The following is a 22,200-nucleotide window of genomic DNA, read 5'->3' as shown; positions in this document are numbered from 1 at the left end:
GATGCAGCTCGGCCGGCAGCTGCTCGACCGGCAGATCGTCGACGCCGACGGGCTACTGCTGGGCAAGGTCGACGACGTCGAGTTCGCCGTCGACGACGGGGGCCTGCCGTACGTGGCGTGCCTGCTGACCGGGCAGGGCGCGCTCGGGCGGCGGATCGGAGGCCGGGTCGGGCGGCTGCTGGTGGCGCTCGCCGACCGGTTCACCGAGGAGGCGTCGGCCCCGCTGCGCATCCCGTTCGGCCAGGTGGCCCGGATCGACAGCGCGGTCCGGCTGCGGGCCCGCGCCGACGAGCTGCCCCGCCCGCCGGTGGAGACGTGGCTGCGGCGACACCTGATCGACCGGATTCCGGGGGCCGACCGTGCGAGCGGGTGAGCTGCTCGGGCGCACCGCGTACGACCTGCACGGCCGGCGGCTGGGGCGGGTGGTGGACGTGGTGGTGCGGGGGGACTTCCCGGACGGCCGGCTGCGGCTGACCGACGTGCTGGTGACCCGGCACTGGTGGAGCCGGGTGTGGGGCCGGTTGATCGGGGCGCAGCGGCACCCGTCGGGGCCGTGGGTGATCCGGGTGACCGCGCGGGCGCTCAGCCGGGACACCCGCCAGGTCCCCGCCGACCAGGTGCAGCTGCTGCCACCCGTGCCGGGCTTCCCGTTCGGCGACCCGGCCCCCTCGGACTGACGCCGGGGCCGGGTCAGGCGTGGGCTTCGTCGCGGACGGGTTCCTGCTCGTCGACGGGGGTCGTGGTCGGGGCGTGGTGCAGCCGGATCTGGGTGATGGCGCGCTGGTCGACGCCGGTGACGGTCATCTCCCAGTCGTCGATGGTGACCTGCTCCCCGGCGACGGTGGGGATGTGCCCGAGGCAGGACAGCACCATGCCGGCGACGGTGGTGTAGTCGCCGGCGGGCCGGTTGGGCACCTCGACGCCGATGTCGGTCAGGTCGTGCACGGGGAAGGTGCCGGGCAGCACCAGCGAACCGTCGGCCTCGGTGCGCACCGCGCGGACGTCCCGGTCGGTCTCGTCGTAGATCTCCCCGACGATCTCCTCCAGGATGTCCTCCAGGGTGACGATGCCGTCGACCGCGCCCCGCTCGTCGACCACCAGGGCGATGTGCTGCCGCTCGGCCTTGAACTGGCGCAACGCGTCGACCACCGGCAGCGAGTCGGGCAGCAGCATCGGCGGGCGGGCGCAGTCGTCGACCGGCCGGTCGTCCGGCACCCCCACCAGGTCACGCAGGTGGATCACGCCGACCGCGTCGTCGAGGCCGCCGTGGCGGACCACCGGGGCCCGGGAGTGGCCGGTGGCCGCCAGCAGCAGCCGGGCGGCCTCCGCGGTGGTCCCGCTGTCGAGCGTGAAGACCTGCAACCGGGGTACGAGCACCGCGCGCAGCTGCCGGTCGGCGATCTCCACCGCGCCGGCGATGATCGTGCGTTGTTCCTTGGTGAAGCCGTGGTTGCCGGCGACGATGTCGCGCAGTTCGTCCGGGCCGATCTCGTCGGGCTGGTGCTTCGGGTCGACCCCGGCGAGCCGGACCACCAGGTCGCTGGTGGCGCCGAGCAGCCACACCGCCGGGCGGGTGAAGCTGGACAGGATGTCCAGGGGACGGGCCACCAGCAGCGCCCAGCGTTCGGCGCGCTGCATCGCGATCCGCTTCGGGGCCAGCTCACCGAAGACCAGGGTGACGAAGGTCAGGGCCAGGGTGACCAGCACGATGGCCACCGTCTCGGCGGCCCCGCCGAGGAACCCGAGCAGCGGCACCAGCGGCCTGGCCAGGGAGACCGCCGCGGCGGCCGACGCGAGGAACCCGGCCAGGGTGATGCCGATCTGGATGGTGGCGAGGAAGCGGTTCGGGTCCTTGGCGAGCCGGGCGAGCACCCGGCCGGCCCGGCTGGAGCGTTCCAGCCGCTGCACTTGGCTGTCCCGCAGCGACACCAGCGCCATCTCGCTGCCCGCGAAGATCGCGTTGAGCACCACCAGGACTCCGACCAGGGCCAACTGGCTCCAGTAGCTCTGCACGCCCGGCACTCTCCCTCAGGCGGTGGGCGTCGGCGACACCGCCGACGCCGCCGGACGGAGGACCCGTCCGGCGTAGCCCAGTCTGTGCCCAACCGCGCGGTCCGCGAACCCTCCCGGCGGCCACGATCGGTGACCTGCGGCGGGTCGGCCTGGGCGGGCGGGTGGTCAGCCGCGTCCGGCGGCGGCGGGCGTCAGGTCGAGGACGTACGCGTCGCCCTCGGGGCGGAAGCCGAGCCGGTGGTAGTAGGGGGCGACCATGCCGGGTGGGCTGACCACCCGGCGGAACCCCCGGTCGGTGAACAGGCTGCTGCGGCGGTAGACGAACTCGCCGGGGGTGAAGTCGCGGAAGCGGCGGGTGACGTAGTCCAGGTCGATCTGGGCGATCCCGTCGGCCTCGGCGTGCGACAGCACCACCCCGACCACCTCGTCGTCGCGGACGACGAGGAACGCCGACCGGTCGGCGTCGGCCGGGGGTGGGCGGAAGTCGGGGTTGAACCGGGCGATGTCGGCCGCGTGCACCCGCAGCGTGTGGGCCAGGAACTGGTCGCCGACGCCCACCTCGACCACCTGGTAGGCGCGGTCGTCGTGCCGGGTGGCCAGCATCCTCCGCAGGTACCACACGTTGATCACGGCGAGCACCACGTTGAGGCCGACCATCGGCCAGACCTGCACGGCGGCGTTGTAGCCGATCAGGATCAGGCAGCCGACCAGGTTGAGGGCGCGCAGCCGCAGGATGCGCGTCTGCAGCAGCGACCAGACGAGCAGCGCGGAGCCGGCCCAGCCGACGAGTTCGAGCCAGTTCACCCCGCGAGACTAGTGCCCGCCCTGGTCAGCGGGGACGGCGGGCAGCTCCAGCAGCCACTCCTCGACCTCGACGCCCCGGCCGTCGGCGAATCCCGAGTCCTCGCCGACGATCACGAAGCCGCACTTGCGCAGCACCGCCAGGGAGGCCCGGTTGTCCTTCGCGGCGCGGGCGCGCAACGGCCGGTGCGGCAGCTCCCGCAGCAGGGCGGTCAGCGCGGCGGTGGCGTGGCCGCGCCCCCACCGGCGCGGGTCGATCCAGTAGCTGACCTCGGTGTGCCCGTCCACCGGGAAGGCCGCCACGTGCCCGACCACCGCACCGTCGGCGACGACGGTGCGGTTGACCACGGTCGGGTCGGCGCGGATGCGGGCCCAGTGCGCGTCGAAGACCGCCCGGTCGGTCGGGTCGGCCGGGCCGAACGCCGCCATCCAGGCCGCCTCCGGGTCCTGCTCGTGGGCGAAGAAATGCGGCAGGTCGTCGTCGCGCACCGGGCGCAGGGACACATCGGCGGTCACCGCCCGGAGGATACGCACCGGCACCGACACCTCGGGACCTGTGGCCCGGTCGGCGTACCGTCCGGCCCTGCCGGTGGGCGCCCCGGCGTTGCTACCAACGAGGGGACAGTTCCGACCGGCGAGTGGAGTGGAGGCCGGGGCCATGACCAGGTACGTCTACGACTTCATCGAGGGTGACCGCAGCAGGGCCGACCTGCTCGGCGGCAAGGGCGCGAACCTCGCCGAGATGACCCGGCTGGGGTTGCCGGTGCCGCCGGGTTTCACCATCGGCACCGACGCCTGCCGGGCGTACCTGGCCACCGGCTCGCCGCCCGCCGGGCTGTTCGCGGAGGTGGACGCCCACCTGCGGCGGGTCGAGCGGCAGGTGGGGCGGCGGCTCGGTGACCCGCACGACCCGCTGCTGCTGGCGGTGCGTTCCGGCGGCCGGTACTCGATGCCCGGGATGATGGAGACGATCCTGGACATCGGGCTCACCGACGTCACCGTGGCGGGGCTGGCCGCCCGCACCGGCGACGCCCGGTTCGCGTGGGACTCGTACCGGCGGTTGATCCAGATGTTCGGCCGGACCGTGCACGGGGTGCCGGCGGAGGAGTTCGACCACGAGTGGGCCGCCCTGCGGGCCACCGCCGGCCCGGACGGGCCGGACGCGGCGCAGCTGCGCGACCTGGTGTCGACGTACCAGAAGATCTTCCTGCGGGCGGTGGGGCACGAGTTCCCGCAGTCCCCGCAGGAGCAGTTGCGGCAGGCCGTGTGCTCGGTGTTCGCGTCGTGGAACTCGGCGCGGGCCCGGATCTACCGGCGGCAGGAGCACATCCCCGACGACCTGGGCACCGCCGTCAACGTGATGGCGATGGTCTTCGGCAACCTCGGCCCGGACTCCGGCACCGGGGTGGCGTTCACCCGGGACCCGGCCACCGGCCTGCCCGGCGTGTACGGCGACTACCTGCCCGACGCCCAGGGCGAGGACGTGGTGGCCGGCATCCGCAACACCGTCGCCCTGCCCGAGCTGGCCCGGCTCGACCCGGCGAGCTTCCAGCAGCTCACCGGGGTCCTGGCCACGCTGGAGCGGCACTACCGGGACCTGTGCGACGTGGAGTTCACCATCGAACGCGGCACGCTGTGGATGTTGCAGACCCGGGTCGGCAAGCGGACCGCCGCCGCCGCGTTCGTGATCGCCGCCCAGCTCGTCGACGAGGGGCTGATCACCCTGGACGAGGCGTTGTGCCGGGTCAGCGGGGCGCAGTTGGACCAGCTGATGTTCCCCGCGTTCGACCTGGCCGGCGCGCCGCCGCCGCTCACCGCCGGGGTGGGGGCGTCGCCGGGGGCGGCGGTGGGTCGGGTGGTGTTCGACTCGGCCGCCGCGACCGCCGCCGACGGGCCGGTGATCCTGGTGCGTCGGGAGACCAACCCGGACGACCTGCCCGGCATGATCGCCGCCGCCGGGGTGCTCACCGCGCGGGGCGGGAAGACCTCGCACGCCGCCGTGGTGGCCCGGGGCATGGGCCGCACGTGTGTCTGCGGCGCGGACGCGCTGGTGGTCGACCCGCAGCGGGGCGAGTTCACCGTGGGCGACCGGGTGGTCCGGGCCGGCGAGGTGATCTCGATCGACGGGAGCACCGGCCGGGTCTACCCGGGTGCGGTGCCGGTGCAGCCCTCCCCCGTCGCCCGGTACCTCGCCGGTGAGCTGGCCCCGCAGGCCGACCCGCTGGTGGCGGCGGTGCACCGGCTGCTCGGGCACGCCGACGCGGTCCGCCGGCTCGGGGTGCGGGCCAACGCGGACACCGCCGCCGACGCCCGCCGGGCCCGCGCGCTCGGTGCCGCCGGCATCGGGCTGTGCCGCACCGAGCACATGTTCCTCGGCGGGCGGCGGGAGCTGGTGGAACGCCTCATCCTGGCCGACGGGCCGGACGAGGTGACCGCCGCGCTGGACGCGTTGCTGCCGTTGCAGCGGGCCGACTTCACCGAACTCCTCGCCGCGATGGACGGCCTGCCGGTGACGATCCGGCTGATCGACCCGCCGCTGCACGAGTTCCTGCCGCCGTTGCACGAGCTGACCGCGCGGGTCGCCCACGCCGAGGCGTCGGGTCGGGACCCGGGACGCGACGGGCACCTGCTGGCGGCGGTCCGCCGGATGCACGAGGCCAACCCGATGCTGGGGCTGCGCGGGGTGCGCCTCGGGCTGGTGGTGCCCGGGTTGTTCGCCATGCAGGTGCGGGCGGTGGCCGAGGCGGCGGCGCAGCGGGTCCGCGACGGCGGCGACCCCCGACCGGAGATCATGGTGCCGCTGGTGGGTGACGTGCGGGAACTGGCCGTCGTCCGGGCGGAGGCCGAGCGGGTGCTCGCCACGGTGCCCGACGCGCCGGCCGTGCCGATCGGCACGATGATCGAGGTGCCCCGGGCGGCGCTCACCGCCGGGGAGATCGCCACCCAGGCGCGGTTCTTCTCCTTCGGCACCAACGACCTGACCCAGCTCACCTGGGCGTTCTCCCGCGACGACGTGGAGGGGTCGTTCTTCGGGGCGTACCTGGAGCGGGGGATCTTCGAGGTGTCGCCGTTCGAGCGCCTCGACACCGCCGGGGTGGGTCAGCTCGTGCGGCTGGCCGTGGCGCAGGGGCGGGCCACCCGCCCGGAGTTGACCGTCGGGGTGTGCGGCGAGCACGGCGGCGACCCCGACTCGGTGGCGTTCTTCGCCGACGCCGGCCTGGACTACGTCTCGTGCTCGCCGTACCGGGTGCCGGTCGCCCGGCTCGCGGCGGGCCGGGCCGCCGTCGCCGCCGGCACCGGCACGTCCGACAGTCGATAAGGAGGCAGCACCATGACCGCGATCTTCAACCCGACCGGACCCGCCACGCTGGGCCCGCCGCCGGTGCCACGTACCCCGGTGGAGGCGACCGGGCCGACGACGGCCGGGCCGGTGGGGCCGGTGCTGGCGCTGCCCGGTTCACCGGCCGCCGCGCTGGTGCCGGTGACCCGCGACGGGCGGGCCGTCGGGGCGTTCGTGCTCGCCGACGGGCGGGTCCGCTACCGGGCGCTGCCCGACCCGGACCGGGTGCTCGCCGCCGCAGCCGGTGCCGCCGCCGTCGCCCTGCTCACCGCAGGCGTGGCGGTGGTGGCGCGGCGTCGGCCACCGGCGATCGGCACGGTCACCATGGGGCCCGGTGGCTGGGTCAGCCTGCGCGGTGCCCGGGTGCCCGCGCTGCGCCCGGCGACGCCCCGGCCGTGGTGGGCGCGGCTGCTGCGCGCCCAGCGGCTCGTCGTGCGGCGCTGACCGGCTGCGGGGGTCTTTGGTCCCGGGCGGGGGTGGTCCTGCGCCTCTGCCCGGGACGGCCCGGCCCGGCGAGGCTGATGGTGCAGGCGCAACACCCCGGCGACCCAGGCCGCCGGACCCGACCAGCGCGGAAGGACCGATCATGACCGGCACCGCACATCTCGACCCGTGGCGCGGCTTCACCGGCGACGCCTGGCGCGACACCGTCGACGTGGCCGCCTTCGTCCGGGACAACCACGAGCCCTACACCGGGGACGCGTCGTTCCTCACCGGGCCCACCTGCCGCACCCTGGAGGTCTGGGGCACGCTGCGGGCGATGTTCGTCGACGAGCGCCGCCGGGGCGTGTACGACATCGACGCCGCCACCCCGTCCACCATCACCGCGCACGCCCCCGGGTACATCGACCGGGAGCGGGAGCTGATCGTCGGGTTGCAGACCGACGCGCCGCTGCGCCGGGCCATCATGCCGGCCGGTGGGCTGCGGATGGTGGAGACCGCGCTGAAGGCGTACGGCTTCGCCGCCGACCCGCAGGTGCACCGGATCTTCACCACGTACCGCAGGACGCACAACGACGCGGTCTTCGACGCGTACCCGTCCGATGTGCTCGCCGCGCGCCGCTCGCACATCATCACCGGGCTGCCCGACGCGTACGGGCGGGGGCGGATCATCGGCGACTACCGGCGGGTGGCGCTGTACGGGGTGGACCGGCTGGTCGCCGAACGGAAGGCGCTGAAGGCGGCGCTGGACGACCGGCCGTCGACCGACGAGGTGATCCGGGACCGGGAGGAGCTGGCCGAGCAGATCCGGGCCCTCGGCGAGCTGGCGCAGATGGCGGCGGGCTACGGCTACGACATCGCCGGGCCGGCCACCACCGGCCGGGAGGCGATCCAGTGGCTCTACTTCGCCTACCTGGCCGCCACCAAGGAGCAGAACGGCGCGGCGATGTCGCTGGGGCGTACCGCCGGGTTCGTCGACGTCTACCTGCGGCGGGACCTCGCCGAGGGACGGCTGACCGAGATGGACGCCCAGGAGCTGGTCGACGACTTCGTGATCAAGCTGCGGATCGTCCGGTTCCTGCGCACCCCCGAGTACGACCAGCTCTTCTCGGGCGACCCGACCTGGGTCACCGAGGCCCTCGGCGGGATGGACGTCGGCGGTCGGCCGCTGGTCACCCGGACCAGCTTCCGTTACCTCCAGACCCTCTACAACCTGGGTCCCGCCCCGGAGCCGAACCTGACGGTGCTCTGGTCGCCCCGGCTGCCGGTCGGGTTCAAGCGGTTCTGCGCCCAGGTGTCGCTGGACACCAGCGCCATCCAGTACGAGAACGACGACCTGATCCGGCCGGCGTACGACGACGACACCGCGATCGCCTGCTGCGTGTCGGCGATGCGGGTGGGCCGGGACATGCAGTTCTTCGGGGCGCGGGCCAACGTCGCCAAGGCCCTGCTGTACGCGATCAACGGGGGGCGCGACGAGATCACCGGCGAGCAGGTCGCCCCGGCCACCCCACCGGTCGGCGGCGAGACCCTCGACTACGCCGAGGTGCTGGCCGCGTACGAACGCACCCTGGACTGGCTGGCCGAGACGTACGTGGACGCGTTGAACGTGATCCACCACCAGCACGACCGGTACGCCTACGAGCGGCTGGAGATGGCCCTGCACGACCACCCGGTGCGCCGGTTCATGGCCACCGGCATCGCCGGGCTGTCGGTGGCGGTGGACAGCCTCGCCGCGATCCGCTACGGCCGGGTGAAGGTGCTGCGCGACGACACCGGCCTGGCGATCGACTACCTGGTCGAGGGGGAACCGCCGACGTACGGCAACAACGACGAGCGGGCCGACGACATCGCGGTGTGGCTGACCGAGACGTTCGCCGCGAAGCTGCGCCGGCAGCGCACCTACCGCGACGCGGAGCTGACCATGTCGGTGCTGACCATCACCTCGAACGTGGTGTACGGCAAGCACACCGGCAACACCCCGGACGGCCGGCGGGCCGGTGAGCCGTTCGCCCCGGGCGCGAACCCGATGAACGGCCGGGACACCCACGGCCTGGTGGCCGCCGCGCTGTCGGTGGCGAAGCTGCCGTACGACGCCGCCCGGGACGGCATCTCGCTGACCTCGACGGTGACCCCGGACGGGTTGGGCCACACCCGCGACGAACGGATCGACAACCTGGCCGGGGTGCTGGACGGCTACACCGACGCCGGTGGGTTCCACCTCAACGTCAACGTGCTGGACCGGGCCACCCTGGTCGACGCGATGGCGCACCCGGAGCGCTACCCGCAACTGACCGTCCGGGTCTCCGGGTACGCGGTGAACTTCGTCCGGCTCACCCGGGAGCAGCAGGAGGACGTGGTGTCCCGGACCTTCCACGGGTCGCTGTGAACGTCCGGCCCCACGACGCCGTCGCCACCGCCACCCGGCGGGGCGACGGCGTGCCGACCGGGGCGGTGCACTCGTGGGACCTGTCGGTGGGGGTGGACGGGCCGGGGACCCGGTTCGTGGCCTTCCTCGCCGGCTGCCCGCTGCGCTGCCGCTACTGCCACAGCCCGGACACCTGGTACCGGCGCAGCGGCCGGCACCGCACGGTCGACGACCTGATGGCGGAGATCGAGCCGTACCGGCGGTTCATCGCGGTGGCCGGGGGCGGGGTGACGCTCAGCGGTGGTGAGCCGCTGATGCAGCCCCGGTTCACCGGTGAGGTGCTGCGCCGCTGCCACGACCTGGGCCTGCACACCGCGCTGGACACCTCCGGCTTCCTCGGCGTCCGCGCCGACGACGCCCTGCTCGACGCCACCGACCTGGTGCTGCTGGACGTCAAGTCGTGGGACCCGGCGACGTACCGGCGGGTCACCCGCACCGGGTCGGTCACCCCGACGCTGCGCTTCGGCCGCCGGCTCGCCGACCGGGGCACCCCGATCTGGGTACGGTTCGTGCTGGTGCCGGGCCTCACCGACGCCGAGGAGAACGTGGCCGGGATCGCCGACTTCGCCGCCGGGCTGGGCACCGTGCAGCGGGTCGAGGTGCTGCCGTTCCACCGGCTCGGTGCGCACAAGTACGCCGAGTTGGGGCTCACCTTCCCGCTCGCGCAGACCGCCCCGCCCACCCCGGAGCTGGTGGCCCGGGTCCGGGGCCAGTTCGCCGCCCGTGGCCTGACCGTCACCTGACCCGTCGCCGGAACGCCTCGTCAGCCTTGCTCGTCGTCGTCCGCTGACGGCCTGGGGCGGCGGTGCTCCCGGATGTACGCCTCGACGTCGGACCGCAGCCACACCGAGCCGCCGATCAGCTTCTGGAACGGCGCGGGGAACTTGGGCAGCAGGATGAGCTGCCGGAATCGGGACCTGCTCACGCCCAGCATCTGCTGGATCTCAGCGGCTCCGACGAGCGGCCCCGGAACTTCTTCCTCGCCCATGACCCCGAAGGTATGCACAGTGAGTCCTACCCTTCAGGGCCTGCCTTACACGGGACGCCCTATAGGGCAGCAGGCTTTTCGGCACGCCCTACGGGGCCTGCCCTAGTTGACAGGTGCATTACTGAGGGTGTGGAATCGGTGACGCGGTACCTCCGCCCTGGTGGAGCAGGGCTCGGCGGGGCGGGGTGCCGCGACGACCCGACACCCCCGGGAGGCGGAATGTGTGGACACCGCGAGCTGCCGTACCTGATCGAACTGGCCTGGCGCTGCCTGGACCAGCACCGCGACCGGCGGTGCGAGAAGTGCACCGGCACCGGGTTCTGCCCGGCGGTGGAGGCCGCCCGCACCCGGATCAGGGCGTGGCGTCGGTACCGCAGCGTGTTCGGTCGGCCATGACCGCACCCCTGCCGAAGGCGGGCGACCTGCTCCTGCTGACCCGGGCGGCCAGCGTCCAGTTCGTCAGGCCGGTCCGGTTCCGGATGATCCGGGTGCTCGACCGGCCCACCTACGACGGCTGGATCTGGCTCGACGGCTACCGGCTCGACGCCCGGGACGAGGCGGTGGCCCGCCGGACGGTCTTCGTCCAGCCGGCCGGACTGGTCGCCATCCCCCGCACCGCCCCGACGCCGGCGCGGCGGTCCGGGCCGACGCCGCCGGGGGTGTCGACCCGGGCGCGGGTCAGCTCGCCGCCGAGGTCGGGTAGCCGTACAGGTCGAGCAGCCGGCCCCGGGACGCCTGGAGCCGGTCCACCACCACGCTCATGAACCGGGTGGTGAGCTGCCGGCCGAGGGCGTCGTCGGACTCCATCAGCCGGCGCACCCCGGCGGCGGTGAACTCCACCGTGGGGGTCCGTCGGACGGCCACCGCGCCGAACTGCCAGCGGTACGGCGGGAACAGCCACGACCAGCCCAGCACCCCACCCGGCCCGATCGACTCGATGCCCACGTCCCCACGCGCGGGAACCGGGAAGTCCAACGCCACCTCGCCGCCCCGGACCAGCCAGAACCGTTCCGCCGGCTGACCGGCGCGGAACAGCCGGTGGCCGGGGTGCCAGACCACCGGTCGGGCGTACCCGGTCAGCCGGGGCAGCCACTGCGGCGGCAGCCCGGCGAGGAAGGGGTGCTCGGTGAGCATCTCCAGGGGGGTCATCGGGGCACCCTTCGTCCGGAAACTCCTCGTCGGTCGTCCTGGCTTCCACTGTCGCTCGGGCCGGCCCCGACGCGGCAGGGCCTTTGGTCCCGTGACCTGCGGCGGATCGCCTCTGCCCGCCCGGCCGGCACGGCGCGACGCTGGGCCTTGACGGCGTGCCCGGGACGCGCCGCGACGAGACGGGGAGGTCACCGGTGGCGACATCCGGTGCAGGGTCGGTGCTGGTGGACGACACCCGCGACGCGGAGCCGGTGACCACCGGCCTGTCCACCGCCGAGGCGACGGCGCGGCTACGCGCGGACGGCCCGAACACCGTCGCCGCGCCGGCCCGGCGGTGGCTCGTCGGCCGGGTGCTGCGCCAGCTCACCGATCCGCTCGTCGCCCTGCTGCTGGCCGCCGCGGTGGTCACCACCCTGCTCGGCGACTGGCCGGACACGGCGGTGATCGTGCTGGTGGTGGCGGTGAACACCGTCATCGGGGTGGTGCAGGAGGTCCGCGCCGACCGGGCCATCGCCGCCCTGGACCAGCTCTCCGCCCCCACCGCCCGGGTGGTACGCGACGGCCGGGACGTGGTGCTGCCGGCCGCCGACCTGGTCCGCGACGACCTGGTCCGGGTGGAGGCCGGTGACGTCGTCCCGGCGGACCTGCGGCTGGTCGAGGCGAACCGGTTCCAGGTCGACGAGTCGGCGCTGACCGGCGAGTCGGTGCCGGTGGAACGCCAGGACGGCGAGGAGGCGCGGGCCGGCACGGTGGTGACCACCGGGCGGGCCGCCGGCACCGTGCTCCGCACCGGCGCGGCCTCCGCGCTGGGCAGGATCAGTGCGTTGGTCGCCGGCACCCGTCCGGCCCCGACGCCGTTGCAGCGCCGGCTGTCCGTGCTCGGCCGGGTCCTCGGGCTGGTCGTGGTGGCCCTGTCCGGGCTGGTCTTCGCCATCGGCGTCGCCGGGGGCCGGCCGGTGGTGGAGATGGCGGTGACGGCGGTGAGCCTGGTGGTGGCGGCCGTACCGGAATCGCTGCCGGCGGTGGTGACCCTGGCACTGGCGCTGGGCGCACGCCGGATGGCCGGGGCACGGGCCATTCCGCGCCGGCTGCACGCGGTGGAGACCCTCGGCTCGGTGACGGTGATCGCCTCCGACAAGACCGGCACCCTCACCGAGGGCCGGATGGCGGTACGGACCGCGGTCACCCCCGACGGCACCCGGTACGACGTCGACGGGGTCGGCTACGCCCCGCACGGGCGGGTGGGCCGCGACGGCGTACCGGTGGCCGTGCCGGAGGACCTGCGCCGGCTGGCCCGCGCCGGGCTGCTCTGCAACGACGCGACGCTGTCGCCGCCGCAGGACGACCAGCCCGACTGGGGCGCGGTCGGTGACCCGCTGGAGGCCGCCCTGGTCGCCTTCGCCGGCCGGTGCGGGCTGGAGCCGACGGCCACCCGGGGCGCCTGGCCCCGGGTGGCCGAGCACCCGTTCGCGCAGGCCACCCGCCGGATGGTCACCGTGCACCGGTCCTGCGGCGGCCAGCGCCTGGTGGTCTGCAAGGGGGCACCGGAGAACGTGCTGACCACGCCCCTGCTGGACGCCACCGCCGAAGAGATCGACGCGTTGACCACCGCCGCCCGCGAGTTGGCCGCCGAGGGGCTGCGGGTGCTCGCGGTGGCGTCCGCGCTTGTCGACACGGCACCCGACCTGGCGGCGCCGGTCGGGTTGCGCCCGGTGGGACTGGTCGCCGTCGGCGACCCGCTGCGGGCCGGGGCCGCCGGGATCGCCGCCGGCCTCGACACCGCCGGGGTACGGCTGCTGCTGGTCACCGGCGACCATCCGGCGACCGCCGCCGCGATCGGTGGCCGGCTCGGCCTGTGGCAGCCCGGCGACCCGGTGGTGCGGGGCGACACCGACGACGCCACGCAGGCCGGGCCCCACGCCCGGGTGTTCGCCCGCACCCAGCCGGAACAGAAGCTGGACATCATCGCCGGCCTCCAGGCCCGGGGGCACGTGGTGGCGATGACCGGGGACGGGGTCAACGACGCCCCGGCGCTGCGTCGCGCCGACATCGGGGTGGCGATGGGTGGCGGCACCGAGGTCGCCCGACAGGCCGCCGACCTGGTGCTGGTCGACGACGACCTGGCCACCGTCACCGTCGCGATCGGCGAGGGCCGGCGGATCTACGACAACATCCGCCGGTTCCTGCGCTACGCCCTCTCCGGCGGGGTGGCCGAGATCGTGGTGATGCTGCTGGGCCCGCTGTTCGGGCTGCCCGTACCGCTGCTGCCGGCGCAGATCCTCTGGGTCAACCTGCTCACCCACGGGCTGCCGGGGGTGGCGCTCGGCGCGGAACCCGCCGAGCCGGGCACCCTGCGCCGGGCACCCCGCTCGCCGCGCGAGTCGGTGCTCGGGGCCGGGCTGGGCCGCGACGTGCTGGTGACCGGGGCGCTGATCGCGGCGGTGGTGCTGGCCGCCGGGGTGGCCGCCGCCCACGCCGGGCTGCCCTGGCAGTCGGTGGTGTTCGTGGTGCTGGGCCTGGCCCAGCTCGGGGTGGCGCTCGCCGTCCGGGCGCCCCGGCCGGCCGGGGCGGGGCGGGCCAACCCGGGGCTGCTCGTCGCCGTGGCCGCATCGGCGCTGCTCCAGGTCGGCGGGGTGCTGCTGCCACCGCTGCGGATGCTGCTCGGCACCGAACCCCTCGACCTCACCGTCCTGCTGGCCTGCCTGGCGGTCAGCGCCCTGCCCGGCCTGGTGCTGCGGCTGGCCCGCCGCCGCCCCGCCGCCGTCACCCCGGCCCCGCCCGAACCCCGGCGGCCGGCCGGGGCGGTCACCGACGCCGACGCCGACGCGGTGACCGACGTCCCGAGGGCCGCCGTCACCGATCCCACCCGGGTCGCGGTCACCGACCCGGCGGTCGACGGGCCGGGCCGGGAACGTCCGGTGCGGGACCAAGGGCCCACCGGCGGGGCCGGACGCCCCTGACCGGGCGGGCCGGGCCCGACCAGGCTGGAGAGGGACGAAGGAGGACGTGATGACCAACAGAGCCGGTGCCCCCGTCGTGGTGGGTGTGGACGGTTCCCGATCGGCGTTGGACGCGGTCGGGGTGGCCGCCCGGGAGGCCGTCGCCCGCAACCGCCCGCTGCGGGTGGTGCACGCGTTCATCTGGCCACTCTTCGGCACCCCGCTCGGCCCCGCACCCGGCGGACCGCCCGACGGCGGGCTGCGCAACGAGGCCGAACGGATCGTCACCGAGGCGGTCGCCGAAGCCGGCAAGATCGCTCCGGAGCTGACCGTCACCGGGTACCTCTCCGACGGCGCGCCGACCCCGGTGCTGCTGCGCGAGGCCCGCGACGCGGCGCTGGTGGTGCTCGGCACCCGGGGGCTGGGCGGCTTCGCCGGGCTGCTGATCGGCTCGGTGGCGGTGCAGGTCTCGGCCCGCGCCGACTGCCCGGTGCTGGTGGTCCGGGGTGAGCCTCGGGCGGACGGCCCGGTGCTGGTCGGGGTGGACGGGTCGGCGCTGTCCACCGAGGCGCTCGGGTTCGCCTTCGCCGCGGCGGCGCAGCGCGACACCGGCCTGCTGGCCGTGCACGCCTGGCTGACCCCGGCACCGGTCGGCCCGGGTGACGTGCTACCACTGGTCTACGACGTGGAGGCGCTCGCCGCCGAGGAGGAACGGGTGCTCGCCGAGGCGCTGGCCGGCTGGTCGGAACGCTATCCGGACGTGCCGGTGACCCGGCGGCTGGTGCCCGGCGCGGCGGCCCGGGTGCTGGTCGAGGAGTCGGCGTCGGCCCAGCTCACCGTCGTCGGCGCGCACGGCCGCAGTGCCCTGGGCGGGGTGCTGCTCGGTTCGGTCAGCCACGCGGTGCTGCACCACGGGCACGGCCCGCTGGTGATCGTCCGACGCCGGGGGGCCTGACCGTCGGGGCAGCGGCGCGCCCGGTCGGGTCACCTGCCGGCGCGGGCGGGCCGGCACGTCGACAATGGGCTGGACCGGCGACGAGGGCAGAACCGGCAACACGGGCTGGACCGACCCTGGGAGGGCTGATGAACCGACCGGTAGTGGTGGGGGTGGACGGATCGCCGGCCAGCCTGGCCGCCGCAGAGCAGGCCGCCCACGCGGCGGTGCTGCGCGCCGCGCCCCTGCACCTGGTGCACGGCTACCTGCACCCGCTCGGGTACGGCGTCCCGCTGAACCCGTACGACCTGGGGGTGCCCGCGCCGTCGCAGGAGGCGCAGCAGATGTTGGAGCGGACCGCCGCCGAGCTGGCCGACCGGTGGTCGGGGCTGACCGTGCAGGCGCGGCAGGTCGCCGGTGGGGCGGGCGCGACGCTGGTCGAGGAGTCCCGCCGGGCCGACCTGGTGGTGGTGGGCAGCCGGGGCCTGGGCGGGTTCACCGGGCTGCTGCTCGGCTCGGTCGGCGCGCAGGTCGCCGCGCACGCCCACTGCCCGGTGCTGGTGGTGCCCCCGCAGACGCCGCCGCCCGGCGAGGTCGACGGGCCGGTGCTGGTGGGCGTGGACGGCTCGCCGGCCGCCGGGGTGGCCGCCGACCAGGCCGCCGCCGAGGCCGTCCGGCGGGGAGTCCCGCTGGTGCTGGTGCACGTCGGCCCCACCCCGCAGGAGCGGGACGGGGCCGACGACGAGCAGGCCGAGGCCAGCTACCGGGCGTCCGCGGTGCGGCTGCTCGCCGAGGCGTCCGCCGCCGTGCGCGCCGGCCACCCGGACGTGGTGCTGCGGGAACATCCGGTCCGGGCGGCCGGGGTGGCGCAGGGCCTGATCGAGGCGGGTGCGACGGCGTCGGTGCTGGCCGTCGGCACCCGGGGGCGGGGTGGTTTCACCGGCCTGCTGCTGGGTTCGGTCAGCCAGGCGGTGGTGCAGCACGCCCACTGCCCGGTGCTGGTGGCCCACCCGCACCGGTGAGGCTCAGTCCTCCCGACCGCCGAGGAGCTGCGCGAAGTCGGTGGTGAGGGCGAACGGGTCGGCCGGTCCGGCAGCCGCCGGCCGGCGGTCGACCTGGTCGGCCAGCTCCCGGCCGGCGCGCTGGATGCGGGACCGCAGCGCCCCCTCGGCGGTGCCGCCGGACCAGTCCTCCGGCGCGGCGAAGACCGACGTCGGCAGCACCACCGCCCGCAGGTAGCCGAACATCGGCCGGACGGCGTGCTCCAGGGCGAGGGAGTGCCGGGCGGTGCCGCCGGTCGCGCCGATCAGCACCGGCCGGTCGACCAGCGCCTGGGCGTCCACCACGTCGAAGAAGGACTTGAACAGCCCGTTGTACGACGCGTTGAAGATCGGCGTGACGGCGACGATGCCGTCGGCACCGGTGACCGCGTCGAGGGCGGCCCGCAGCTCGGTCGACGGAAAGCCGGTGAGCAGGTTGTTCACCACGTCGTGGGCGTGGTCGCGCAGCTCCACCACCCGCAGCTCCACCTCGTCGCCGCGCCCGACCAGCTCGTCGCGGGCGGCCGCGGCGAGCTGGTCGGCGAGCAGCCGGGTGGACGACGGTTGGCTCAGCCCCGCCGACACCACGGCCAGGGTGCGGCGGGTCATCGCCGGCCCTCCGCCCCGGCCCCGGCCAGGTCACCCGCGTCGGCTGCCCCGGTGGCCGCCCGGTCGGCGGCGTCACGGGCGGCGACCAGCGAGGCGTGGGTGGGCGCGACCGGCACGTGCGCCGGGCGCAGCGCGTCGAACTCCTTGCGCAGCACGGGTACGACCTCCTCGCCGAGCAGGTCGAGCTGCTCCAGCACCGTCTTCAGGGGCAGCCCCGCGTGGTCGAGCAGGAACAGCTGCCGCTGGTAGTCGCCGACGTACTCGCGGAAACCGAGGGTACGGTCGATGACCTGCTGCGGGCTGCCCACGGTCAGCGGGGTTTCCCGGGTGAACTCCTCCAGCGACGGCCCGTGCCCGTAGACCGGCGCGTTGTCGAAGTACGGCCGGAACTCGCGTACCGCGTCCTGCGAGTTGCGCCGCATGAACACCTGGCCGCCGAGCCCGACGATGGCCTGCTCGGGCGAGCCGTGGCCGTAGTGGGCGAAGCGCTGCCGGTAGAGGCCGACCATCCGCTGGGTGTGCTCCTTGGGCCAGAAGATGTGGTTGGCGAAGAAGCCGTCACCGTAGTACGCGGCCTGCTCGGCGATCTCGGGGCTGCGGATCGAGCCGTGCCAGACGAACGGCGGCACGCCGTCGAGCGGGCGCGGGGTCGACGTGAACGACTGCAACGGGGTACGGAACTTGCCCTGCCAGTCGACCACGTCCTCGCGCCACAGCCGGTGCAGCAGCTCATAGTTCTCGACGGCGAGCCGGATGCCGTTGCGGATGTCCTGCCCGAACCACGGGTAGACCGGCCCGGTGTTGCCGCGCCCCATCATCAGGTCCACCCGGCCGTCGGCCAGGTGCTGGAGCATGGCGTAGTCCTCGGCGATCTTCACCGGGTCGTTGGTGGTGATCAGCGTGGTCGAGGTGGACAGCAGCAGCCGCTCGGTACGGGCCGCGATGTGCCCGAGCATGGTGGTCGGCGAGGAGGGGACGAACGGGCGGTTGTGGTGCTCGCCGGTGGCGAAGACGTCGAGACCGACCTCCTCGGCCTTGAGCGCGATCGCCACCATCGCCTTGATCCGCTCGTGCTCGGTCGGCTCCCGTCCGGTGGTCGGGTCGACCGTGACATCGCCGACGGTGAAGACTCCGAACTGCATGACCAGCTCCTCGCGTCTGAGATGCCGGGACCGTTCGTGGTACCCGGACGTCGCGCACAACATAGTTGCTGAGTCAACTATTCCGGCGGCGACCATTCGCGGGGTGGCCCCGGTCACCCCGCCGGCCACTACCCCTGCTACGGCGTACCCGGGCCGACCTGGTCCGATGCGCCGGGCGGCGGACCGGCGGGGCCCGCCGGAGCGTCGCCGGCGGAACCGGTGGCCGGCGGCGCGGCATCGGACGGGCCGCCGGTCGGCGACGGGTCGGCGGGTGGCGTGGGGTGCGACGGCGCGGCGGGCGGGCCGTACCCGGCCGGGCCGCTCGTTCCATACCCGGCCGGGCCGGACGGGGGCCGGGCCGGGACCGGGGGCGGCCCGGGTGGGGTCGGCCGGCGGCGGGCCACCTGCACCGCCACCACGACCACCGCAGCCAGCACCAGCATCACCAGCAGCGGAATGACCACGCAGGCCAGCCGACCGACCAGTACTCCGGCCTCGTGTGAGTCCATCCGGGCCACCTCCAGGGTCATGATTGCGCGCGAATGCTAACCAATTTCGCCAGGACCGGGCGCCCCCGCCTTGTTGCGACGACGGAAGAACTGCGGCACGCCGTCAGCGGGTCGGCGACGCACGGAGATGTCCGCCGGGCTCGTAGGGTGAGCACGGTCCGGCGTTCTGGGAGGGTGGAGATGGTGAGAACGTTCACGGCCGCCGTCCATCAGGAAGACGACTGGTATGTCGCCCGCTGCCTGGAACTGGACGTGGCGAGCCAGGGCGAGTCGGTCGACGAGGCACTGGTCAACCTACGGGAGGCCGTCGAGGCGTACCTTGAGGAGGTCGCGCAGCCCACCATCGAGGCGACCCCTCTGGTCACCTCCTTCCAGGTCGGCAAAGCCGCGTGAGTCCGGCGCTGGCCGATCTGCCGGTCAGGTGCGGCGTCGGGGTACGTGCCGGCGGTAGGGGCTGACCGTCGGGTCGCCGGTGATCCAGAACCGCCAGGGCACGTCGTGGGCGGCGGCCACCCCGACCCGGGGGCCGGCGGAGACCTCCGTGCCGGCGACCGGGCGGGTCGGCGGGCTCAGCAGCAGGGGGCCGCTCCCGTCGAGCACGCAGGTGCCGTTCGCCGAGGCGGTGACGCCGAGCGCGACTGCCAGCCGGGCCGGCCCCCGGGCCAGGTCGCGGTCGGCGACGTCACCCCGTCGGGCGCGGGCGGCCGGCGCCCCGTCGACCACCTCACCGGCGCGCAGCAGGACGGCCGCCGCCTCCCCGTCGCGGCCGCAGACGATGTTGAGACACCAGTGCATGCCGAACACGAAGTACGTGTAGGCGTGCCCGGCCGGGCCGAACATCACCCTGGTCCGGGGCGTCGGCCCGCGATGGGCGTGCGACGCCGGGTCCTCGCCGGTGCCCGCGTACGCCTCCACCTCGGTCAGCCTGATCCGGACGCCGCCGGCGGCGAGTTCCCAGCCGAGCAGGGTGCGCGCCGTCGCGGCGACCTCGGCGGCGGGGGCGTGCAGCCACGGGTAGTCCACCGGTCCAGGTAACGCCACCCGACGAAGATCGGCAAACCGACGGGAGTCGTTGAACGTTTCGTTGACAACGTTCCGTTTATGGGTTGCGATGGGGTGATGAGTGACGCCTTCACCGCACCCGACGCGAGCCGCGCCCGGGCCGAACGGACCTACGCCGCACTGCACCGGCTCAGCGAGCGGCACGCCGACACCGACGCCCGACGCCGCCGGCACACCAACCCGCACCTCGCCGACCCGTGGGAAGCGGTCTGCGTGGTCACCGCGCTCGCCGCCGGCGGGGTCGTGCCGGACACCGGCGAGGAACCCGTCGACGACGCCGACCTGATGGCCGCGCTGACCCTGCTGCCGCACCTGCGGGCCGAACTCGACGTGCTGGAGGCGGGCCTGCTGACCACGGCACGGGCCCGGGGGCTGACCTGGCAGGCGATCGGCCACGGCCTCGGCCTGGGCAGCGCGCAGGCCGCCCGGCAGCGCTACGAACGCCTGGCCACCCGGACCGCCTGACCGCCGACACGACGACGACGGCCGCCACCCCCACCCCACTACTCAAAGTAGCTCGCTGATCGCCGCCACCTCTCCCCCTGCGACGCTTTGCTCTGCTGACCTCGACGCGACAGACACCCGGAGTAACGGCTGCTGCTTCTAGCTGTCGCCTCAGCGCCAGCGAAATTCGCAGCTCAAGCGGATGGTGCGGAAAGGGCAGCAGAGCAAAGGAAGCGAAGGCATGAGGGTGCCCGAGGAACAGAGGTCACTCACCGTGGCCACGGAGCCCTGATCACCTACCGTGATCGCCTTTCCTCCGCCACCGGCGATGCGGCGACAACTGCCAGGTCGGCCGACCAGCCGGAGGGGGCCGGTTCGGGGAGACTGGGCCGACCACCACCGCACCGGGAGGACACCATGACCCGCGAGGACATGTTGGCGTACTGCCTCGGCAAGCCGGGGGCCTGGCTGGACCGGCCCTGGGAGGGCGACGAGGTGGTGAAGGTGGGCAGCCGGATCTTCGCGTTCCTCGGCGCACCCGACGGCACCGACCGGGTCGGGGTGAAGTGCGGCCCGAGCCGCGAGGTCGCCGACGAGTGGCTGCACCGGTTCCCCGCCGACGCCCGGCCGATGCCGTACGTCGGCCGCTCCGGCTGGAACGCGCTCGACCTGGGCGGCACCATCCCCGACGACGAACTGGTCGAGGCGGTCGACGGCTCGTACGAGGCGGTGGTGGCGAAGCTGCCCCGCCGCGAACGCCCCGCCTGACCGCGCCCGGCCGCCCGCGCCCCGGACCACGGGACGACGGACGACCGGCGCGGGTCAGCTCAGCGGGGGACGACCCGCTCGGCGGCCCACTCCCGCCAGCCGGTGAGCTGGTCGGACGCGGCGGCGAGCTGGTCGGCGACCGGGCCGGGACCGGTGGAGCCGGGGGTGATCCGGGCGGCCAGCGCCGACCGGACCGACAGCACGTCGCGCACCGACGGGTCGAGGTGCTCGCTGACCGCCGCCAGGTCAGCGTCGGACACGTCGTCGAGCGCGCAGTCCCGGGCGACGCAGAGCGCCACCAGCTTGCCGGTGATCTCGTGCGCGTCGCGGAACGGCACGTTGCGCCGGACCAGCCAGTCGGCGACCTCGGTGGCGAGCGAGAAGCCCACCGGCGCGGCGGCGACGAGGCGGTCCACCCGTACCGTCATCGTGGAGATCATCCCGGCCAGCGCCGGCAGCAGCAGCTCCAGGGTGTCGACCGCGTCGAACGCGGGCTCCTTGTCCTCCTGCATGTCCCGGTCGTAGGTCATCGGCAGGCCCTTGAGCATCGTCAACACGCTCATCAGCCCGCCGACCAGCCGGCCGGACTTGCCCCGGGCCAGCTCGGCGATGTCCGCGTTCTTCTTCTGCGGCATGATCGACGAACCGGTGGCGAACGCGTCGTCCAGCTCCACCCAGCCGAACTCGTGCGACGTCCAGAGCACCACCTCCTCGCCGAGACGGGACAGGTGCACCCCGACCAGCGCGGTGACGAAGAGGAACTCGGCGACGAAGTCCCGGTCGGCGACCGCGTCCATCGAGTTGGCGAACGACGTCCGGAAACCCAGCTCCTTCGAGACCGCCACCGGGTCCAGCGGCAGGCCCGACCCGGCCAGCGCCCCCGCGCCGAGCGGGCTGACCGCCGTACGATGGTCCCAGTCGCGCAGCCGCTCCAGGTCCCGCAGCAGCGGCTGGACGTGGGCCAGCAGCCAGTGCCCGAAGGTGACCGGCTGGGCGTGCTGGAGGTGGGTCATCCCCGGCGCCGCCGTGTCGACGTGCCGTTCCGCCTGCTCCACCAGGGCCTCGGCCAGCTCGACCAGCCGGGCGGCCACCCCCCGGGCGTGGTCCCGCAGGTAGAGCCGCAGGTCGGTGGCGACCTGGTCGTTGCGGGAGCGGCCGGCGCGCAGCTTGCCGCCGAGGCTGCCCAGCCGCTCCAGCAGGCCCCGCTCCAGCGCGGTGTGCACGTCCTCGTCGTCGATCGTCGGACGGAACTGCCCGGACGCGCAGGCCGCCTCCAGGTCGTCCAACGCGGCCAGGATCCTCCCCAGCTCGTCGGGGTCGAGCAGCCCCGCGCCGGCCAGCACCCGGGCGTGCGCCCGGGAACCCGCGATGTCGTACGGGGCGAGACGCCAGTCGAACTGGACGCTCACCGACAGCCGCGCCAGGGCCTCGGCGGGACCACCGGCGAACCGGCCACCCCACAGACTCGTCCGGTTCGTCGCGGCGCTGTTCTCGGTCAGGCTCTTGTCGTCCACGCCGCTCATTCTGGCAGTGCTCACCTTTCGCTCCCCGACGGTGGGGTACGCCCCCGACGCCGGTCCGTCCGTCGTCCGT

General features: G+C 74.6%; 24 protein-coding genes. 14 read left to right on the top strand and 10 right to left on the bottom strand.

Annotation, left to right across the window (positions count from 1 at the left end):
* The first annotated feature begins 1 nt into the window (after position 1).
* Entirely contained in the window at positions 2 to 373 is a 372-nt protein-coding gene (locus FJK98_RS11285; protein WP_240762952.1) for a hypothetical protein, read from the top strand.
* Positions 360 to 677, top strand: a complete 318-nt coding sequence (locus FJK98_RS11280; protein WP_145918977.1) for a PRC-barrel domain containing protein — start codon at positions 360 to 362, stop codon at positions 675 to 677. Before FJK98_RS11285 ends, FJK98_RS11280 begins: the two co-directional genes overlap by 14 nt.
* Positions 678 to 690: 13 nt before the next feature.
* On the opposite strand, the gene FJK98_RS11275 is transcribed toward FJK98_RS11280, so the two are convergent.
* From FJK98_RS11275 to FJK98_RS11265, 3 genes are all read right to left on the bottom strand, one after another.
* Entirely contained in the window at positions 691 to 2,013 is a 1,323-nt protein-coding gene (locus FJK98_RS11275) for a hemolysin family protein (protein ID WP_240762751.1), read from the bottom strand.
* A 165-nt stretch (positions 2,014 to 2,178) separates the two neighbouring features.
* Positions 2,179 to 2,817 (bottom strand): YgjV family protein, encoded by a 639-nt coding sequence (locus FJK98_RS11270; protein WP_145918976.1) that lies wholly within the window; start codon positions 2,815 to 2,817, stop codon positions 2,179 to 2,181.
* Between the two features lie 9 nt (positions 2,818 to 2,826).
* The gene (locus FJK98_RS11265; protein WP_145918975.1) at positions 2,827 to 3,330 is read right to left on the bottom strand and encodes a GNAT family N-acetyltransferase; all 504 of its coding nucleotides are present in this window, start codon (positions 3,328 to 3,330) and stop codon (positions 2,827 to 2,829) included.
* 142 nt (positions 3,331 to 3,472) lie between these two features.
* Here FJK98_RS11265 and ppdK point away from each other — a divergent pair, with 142 nt between their 5' ends.
* The 4 genes from ppdK (at position 3,473) to pflA (ending at position 9,766) form a co-directional block, all read left to right on the top strand.
* Entirely contained in the window at positions 3,473 to 6,133 is a 2,661-nt protein-coding gene (gene ppdK / locus FJK98_RS11260; RefSeq protein WP_145918974.1) for a pyruvate, phosphate dikinase, read from the top strand.
* A gap of 12 nt (positions 6,134 to 6,145) precedes the next feature.
* The gene (locus FJK98_RS11255; RefSeq protein ID WP_145918973.1) at positions 6,146 to 6,598 is read left to right on the top strand and encodes a hypothetical protein; all 453 of its coding nucleotides are present in this window, start codon (positions 6,146 to 6,148) and stop codon (positions 6,596 to 6,598) included.
* Positions 6,599 to 6,740: 142 nt separating this feature from the next.
* Positions 6,741 to 8,984, top strand: a complete 2,244-nt coding sequence (gene pflB / locus FJK98_RS11250; protein ID WP_145918972.1) for a formate C-acetyltransferase — start codon at positions 6,741 to 6,743, stop codon at positions 8,982 to 8,984.
* Entirely contained in the window at positions 8,981 to 9,766 is a 786-nt protein-coding gene (gene pflA / locus FJK98_RS11245; protein WP_240762749.1) for a pyruvate formate-lyase-activating protein, read from the top strand. Before pflB ends, pflA begins: the two co-directional genes overlap by 4 nt.
* A 20-nt stretch (positions 9,767 to 9,786) precedes the next feature.
* On the opposite strand, the gene FJK98_RS11240 is transcribed toward pflA, so the two are convergent.
* On the bottom strand, positions 9,787 to 10,011 hold the full coding sequence (locus FJK98_RS11240; RefSeq protein WP_145918971.1) for an AlpA family transcriptional regulator: 225 nt from the start codon (positions 10,009 to 10,011) through the stop codon (positions 9,787 to 9,789).
* Positions 10,012 to 10,230: 219 nt separating this feature from the next.
* Here FJK98_RS11240 and FJK98_RS33135 point away from each other — a divergent pair, with 219 nt between their 5' ends.
* Together FJK98_RS33135 and FJK98_RS11235 are read left to right on the top strand one after the other, a co-directional pair.
* Positions 10,231 to 10,407, top strand: coding sequence for a hypothetical protein (locus FJK98_RS33135; RefSeq protein WP_168222414.1), 177 nt, complete (start codon positions 10,231 to 10,233; stop codon positions 10,405 to 10,407).
* Positions 10,404 to 10,775 carry a hypothetical protein gene (locus tag FJK98_RS11235; RefSeq protein ID WP_228543637.1) on the top strand — a complete coding sequence of 124 codons (372 nt, stop codon included), beginning with the start codon at positions 10,404 to 10,406 and terminating at the stop codon, positions 10,773 to 10,775. Before FJK98_RS33135 ends, FJK98_RS11235 begins: the two co-directional genes overlap by 4 nt.
* Here the strand turns inward: FJK98_RS11235 and FJK98_RS11230 are convergent.
* Positions 10,690 to 11,160 carry a cyclic nucleotide-binding domain-containing protein gene (locus FJK98_RS11230; RefSeq protein WP_145918970.1) on the bottom strand — a complete coding sequence of 157 codons (471 nt, stop codon included), beginning with the start codon at positions 11,158 to 11,160 and terminating at the stop codon, positions 10,690 to 10,692. The two genes, FJK98_RS11235 and FJK98_RS11230, sit on opposite strands and share 86 nt — an antisense overlap.
* Positions 11,161 to 11,384: 224 nt before the next feature.
* Between FJK98_RS11230 and FJK98_RS11225 the strand changes: the two genes are divergently transcribed.
* The 3 genes from FJK98_RS11225 (at position 11,385) to FJK98_RS11215 (ending at position 16,055) form a co-directional block, all read left to right on the top strand.
* Positions 11,385 to 14,120: a cation-translocating P-type ATPase gene (locus FJK98_RS11225; protein WP_370517076.1), complete on the top strand. Its 2,736-nt coding sequence runs from the start codon at positions 11,385 to 11,387 to the stop codon at positions 14,118 to 14,120.
* A 49-nt stretch (positions 14,121 to 14,169) separates the two neighbouring features.
* Positions 14,170 to 15,054, top strand: a complete 885-nt coding sequence (locus FJK98_RS11220; protein WP_145918968.1) for a universal stress protein — start codon at positions 14,170 to 14,172, stop codon at positions 15,052 to 15,054.
* Between the two features lie 128 nt (positions 15,055 to 15,182).
* Positions 15,183 to 16,055 (top strand): universal stress protein, encoded by an 873-nt coding sequence (locus tag FJK98_RS11215; protein WP_145918967.1) that lies wholly within the window; start codon positions 15,183 to 15,185, stop codon positions 16,053 to 16,055.
* A 3-nt stretch (positions 16,056 to 16,058) separates the two neighbouring features.
* Here FJK98_RS11215 and FJK98_RS11210 read toward each other — a convergent pair whose 3' ends face one another.
* The 3 genes from FJK98_RS11210 to FJK98_RS11200 all read right to left on the bottom strand — a co-directional run bounded on the left by FJK98_RS11210 (position 16,059) and on the right by FJK98_RS11200 (position 18,333).
* Positions 16,059 to 16,682, bottom strand: coding sequence for an FMN reductase (locus FJK98_RS11210; protein ID WP_145918966.1), 624 nt, complete (start codon positions 16,680 to 16,682; stop codon positions 16,059 to 16,061).
* Complete coding sequence (locus tag FJK98_RS11205) at positions 16,679 to 17,824, bottom strand: LLM class flavin-dependent oxidoreductase (protein WP_145918965.1); 1,146 nt, start codon at positions 17,822 to 17,824, stop codon at positions 16,679 to 16,681. Before FJK98_RS11205 ends, FJK98_RS11210 begins: the two co-directional genes overlap by 4 nt.
* A 137-nt stretch (positions 17,825 to 17,961) precedes the next feature.
* The gene (locus tag FJK98_RS11200; RefSeq protein WP_145918964.1) at positions 17,962 to 18,333 is read right to left on the bottom strand and encodes a hypothetical protein; all 372 of its coding nucleotides are present in this window, start codon (positions 18,331 to 18,333) and stop codon (positions 17,962 to 17,964) included.
* Between the two features lie 180 nt (positions 18,334 to 18,513).
* Between FJK98_RS11200 and FJK98_RS11195 the strand changes: the two genes are divergently transcribed.
* On the top strand, positions 18,514 to 18,726 hold the full coding sequence (locus FJK98_RS11195; RefSeq protein WP_088645173.1) for a type II toxin-antitoxin system HicB family antitoxin: 213 nt from the start codon (positions 18,514 to 18,516) through the stop codon (positions 18,724 to 18,726).
* Positions 18,727 to 18,750: 24 nt separating this feature from the next.
* On the opposite strand, the gene FJK98_RS11190 is transcribed toward FJK98_RS11195, so the two are convergent.
* Positions 18,751 to 19,356 carry a DNA-3-methyladenine glycosylase gene (locus FJK98_RS11190; protein ID WP_145918963.1) on the bottom strand — a complete coding sequence of 202 codons (606 nt, stop codon included), beginning with the start codon at positions 19,354 to 19,356 and terminating at the stop codon, positions 18,751 to 18,753.
* A gap of 96 nt (positions 19,357 to 19,452) precedes the next feature.
* Between FJK98_RS11190 and FJK98_RS11185 the strand changes: the two genes are divergently transcribed.
* Positions 19,453 to 19,860 carry a DNA-binding protein gene (locus FJK98_RS11185; RefSeq protein WP_194822229.1) on the top strand — a complete coding sequence of 136 codons (408 nt, stop codon included), beginning with the start codon at positions 19,453 to 19,455 and terminating at the stop codon, positions 19,858 to 19,860.
* A 396-nt stretch (positions 19,861 to 20,256) separates the two neighbouring features.
* A complete protein-coding gene (locus tag FJK98_RS11180; RefSeq protein WP_145918961.1) occupies positions 20,257 to 20,607 on the top strand; it encodes an MmcQ/YjbR family DNA-binding protein in 351 nt (116 codons plus the stop codon).
* Between the two features lie 59 nt (positions 20,608 to 20,666).
* On the opposite strand, the gene argH is transcribed toward FJK98_RS11180, so the two are convergent.
* Entirely contained in the window at positions 20,667 to 22,130 is a 1,464-nt protein-coding gene (gene argH, locus FJK98_RS11175) for an argininosuccinate lyase (protein ID WP_145922697.1), read from the bottom strand.
* Positions 22,131 to 22,200 lie beyond the last annotated feature (70 nt).

Origin of the sequence: Micromonospora sp. HM134 (genome assembly GCF_007833915.1) — a bacterium.
In the GTDB taxonomy this organism is placed as follows: Bacteria; Actinomycetota; Actinomycetes; order Mycobacteriales; family Micromonosporaceae; genus Micromonospora; species Micromonospora wenchangensis.
The sequence above is the reverse complement of the archived record's forward strand: the minus strand, read 5'-3'. Positions and strand labels throughout refer to the sequence as shown.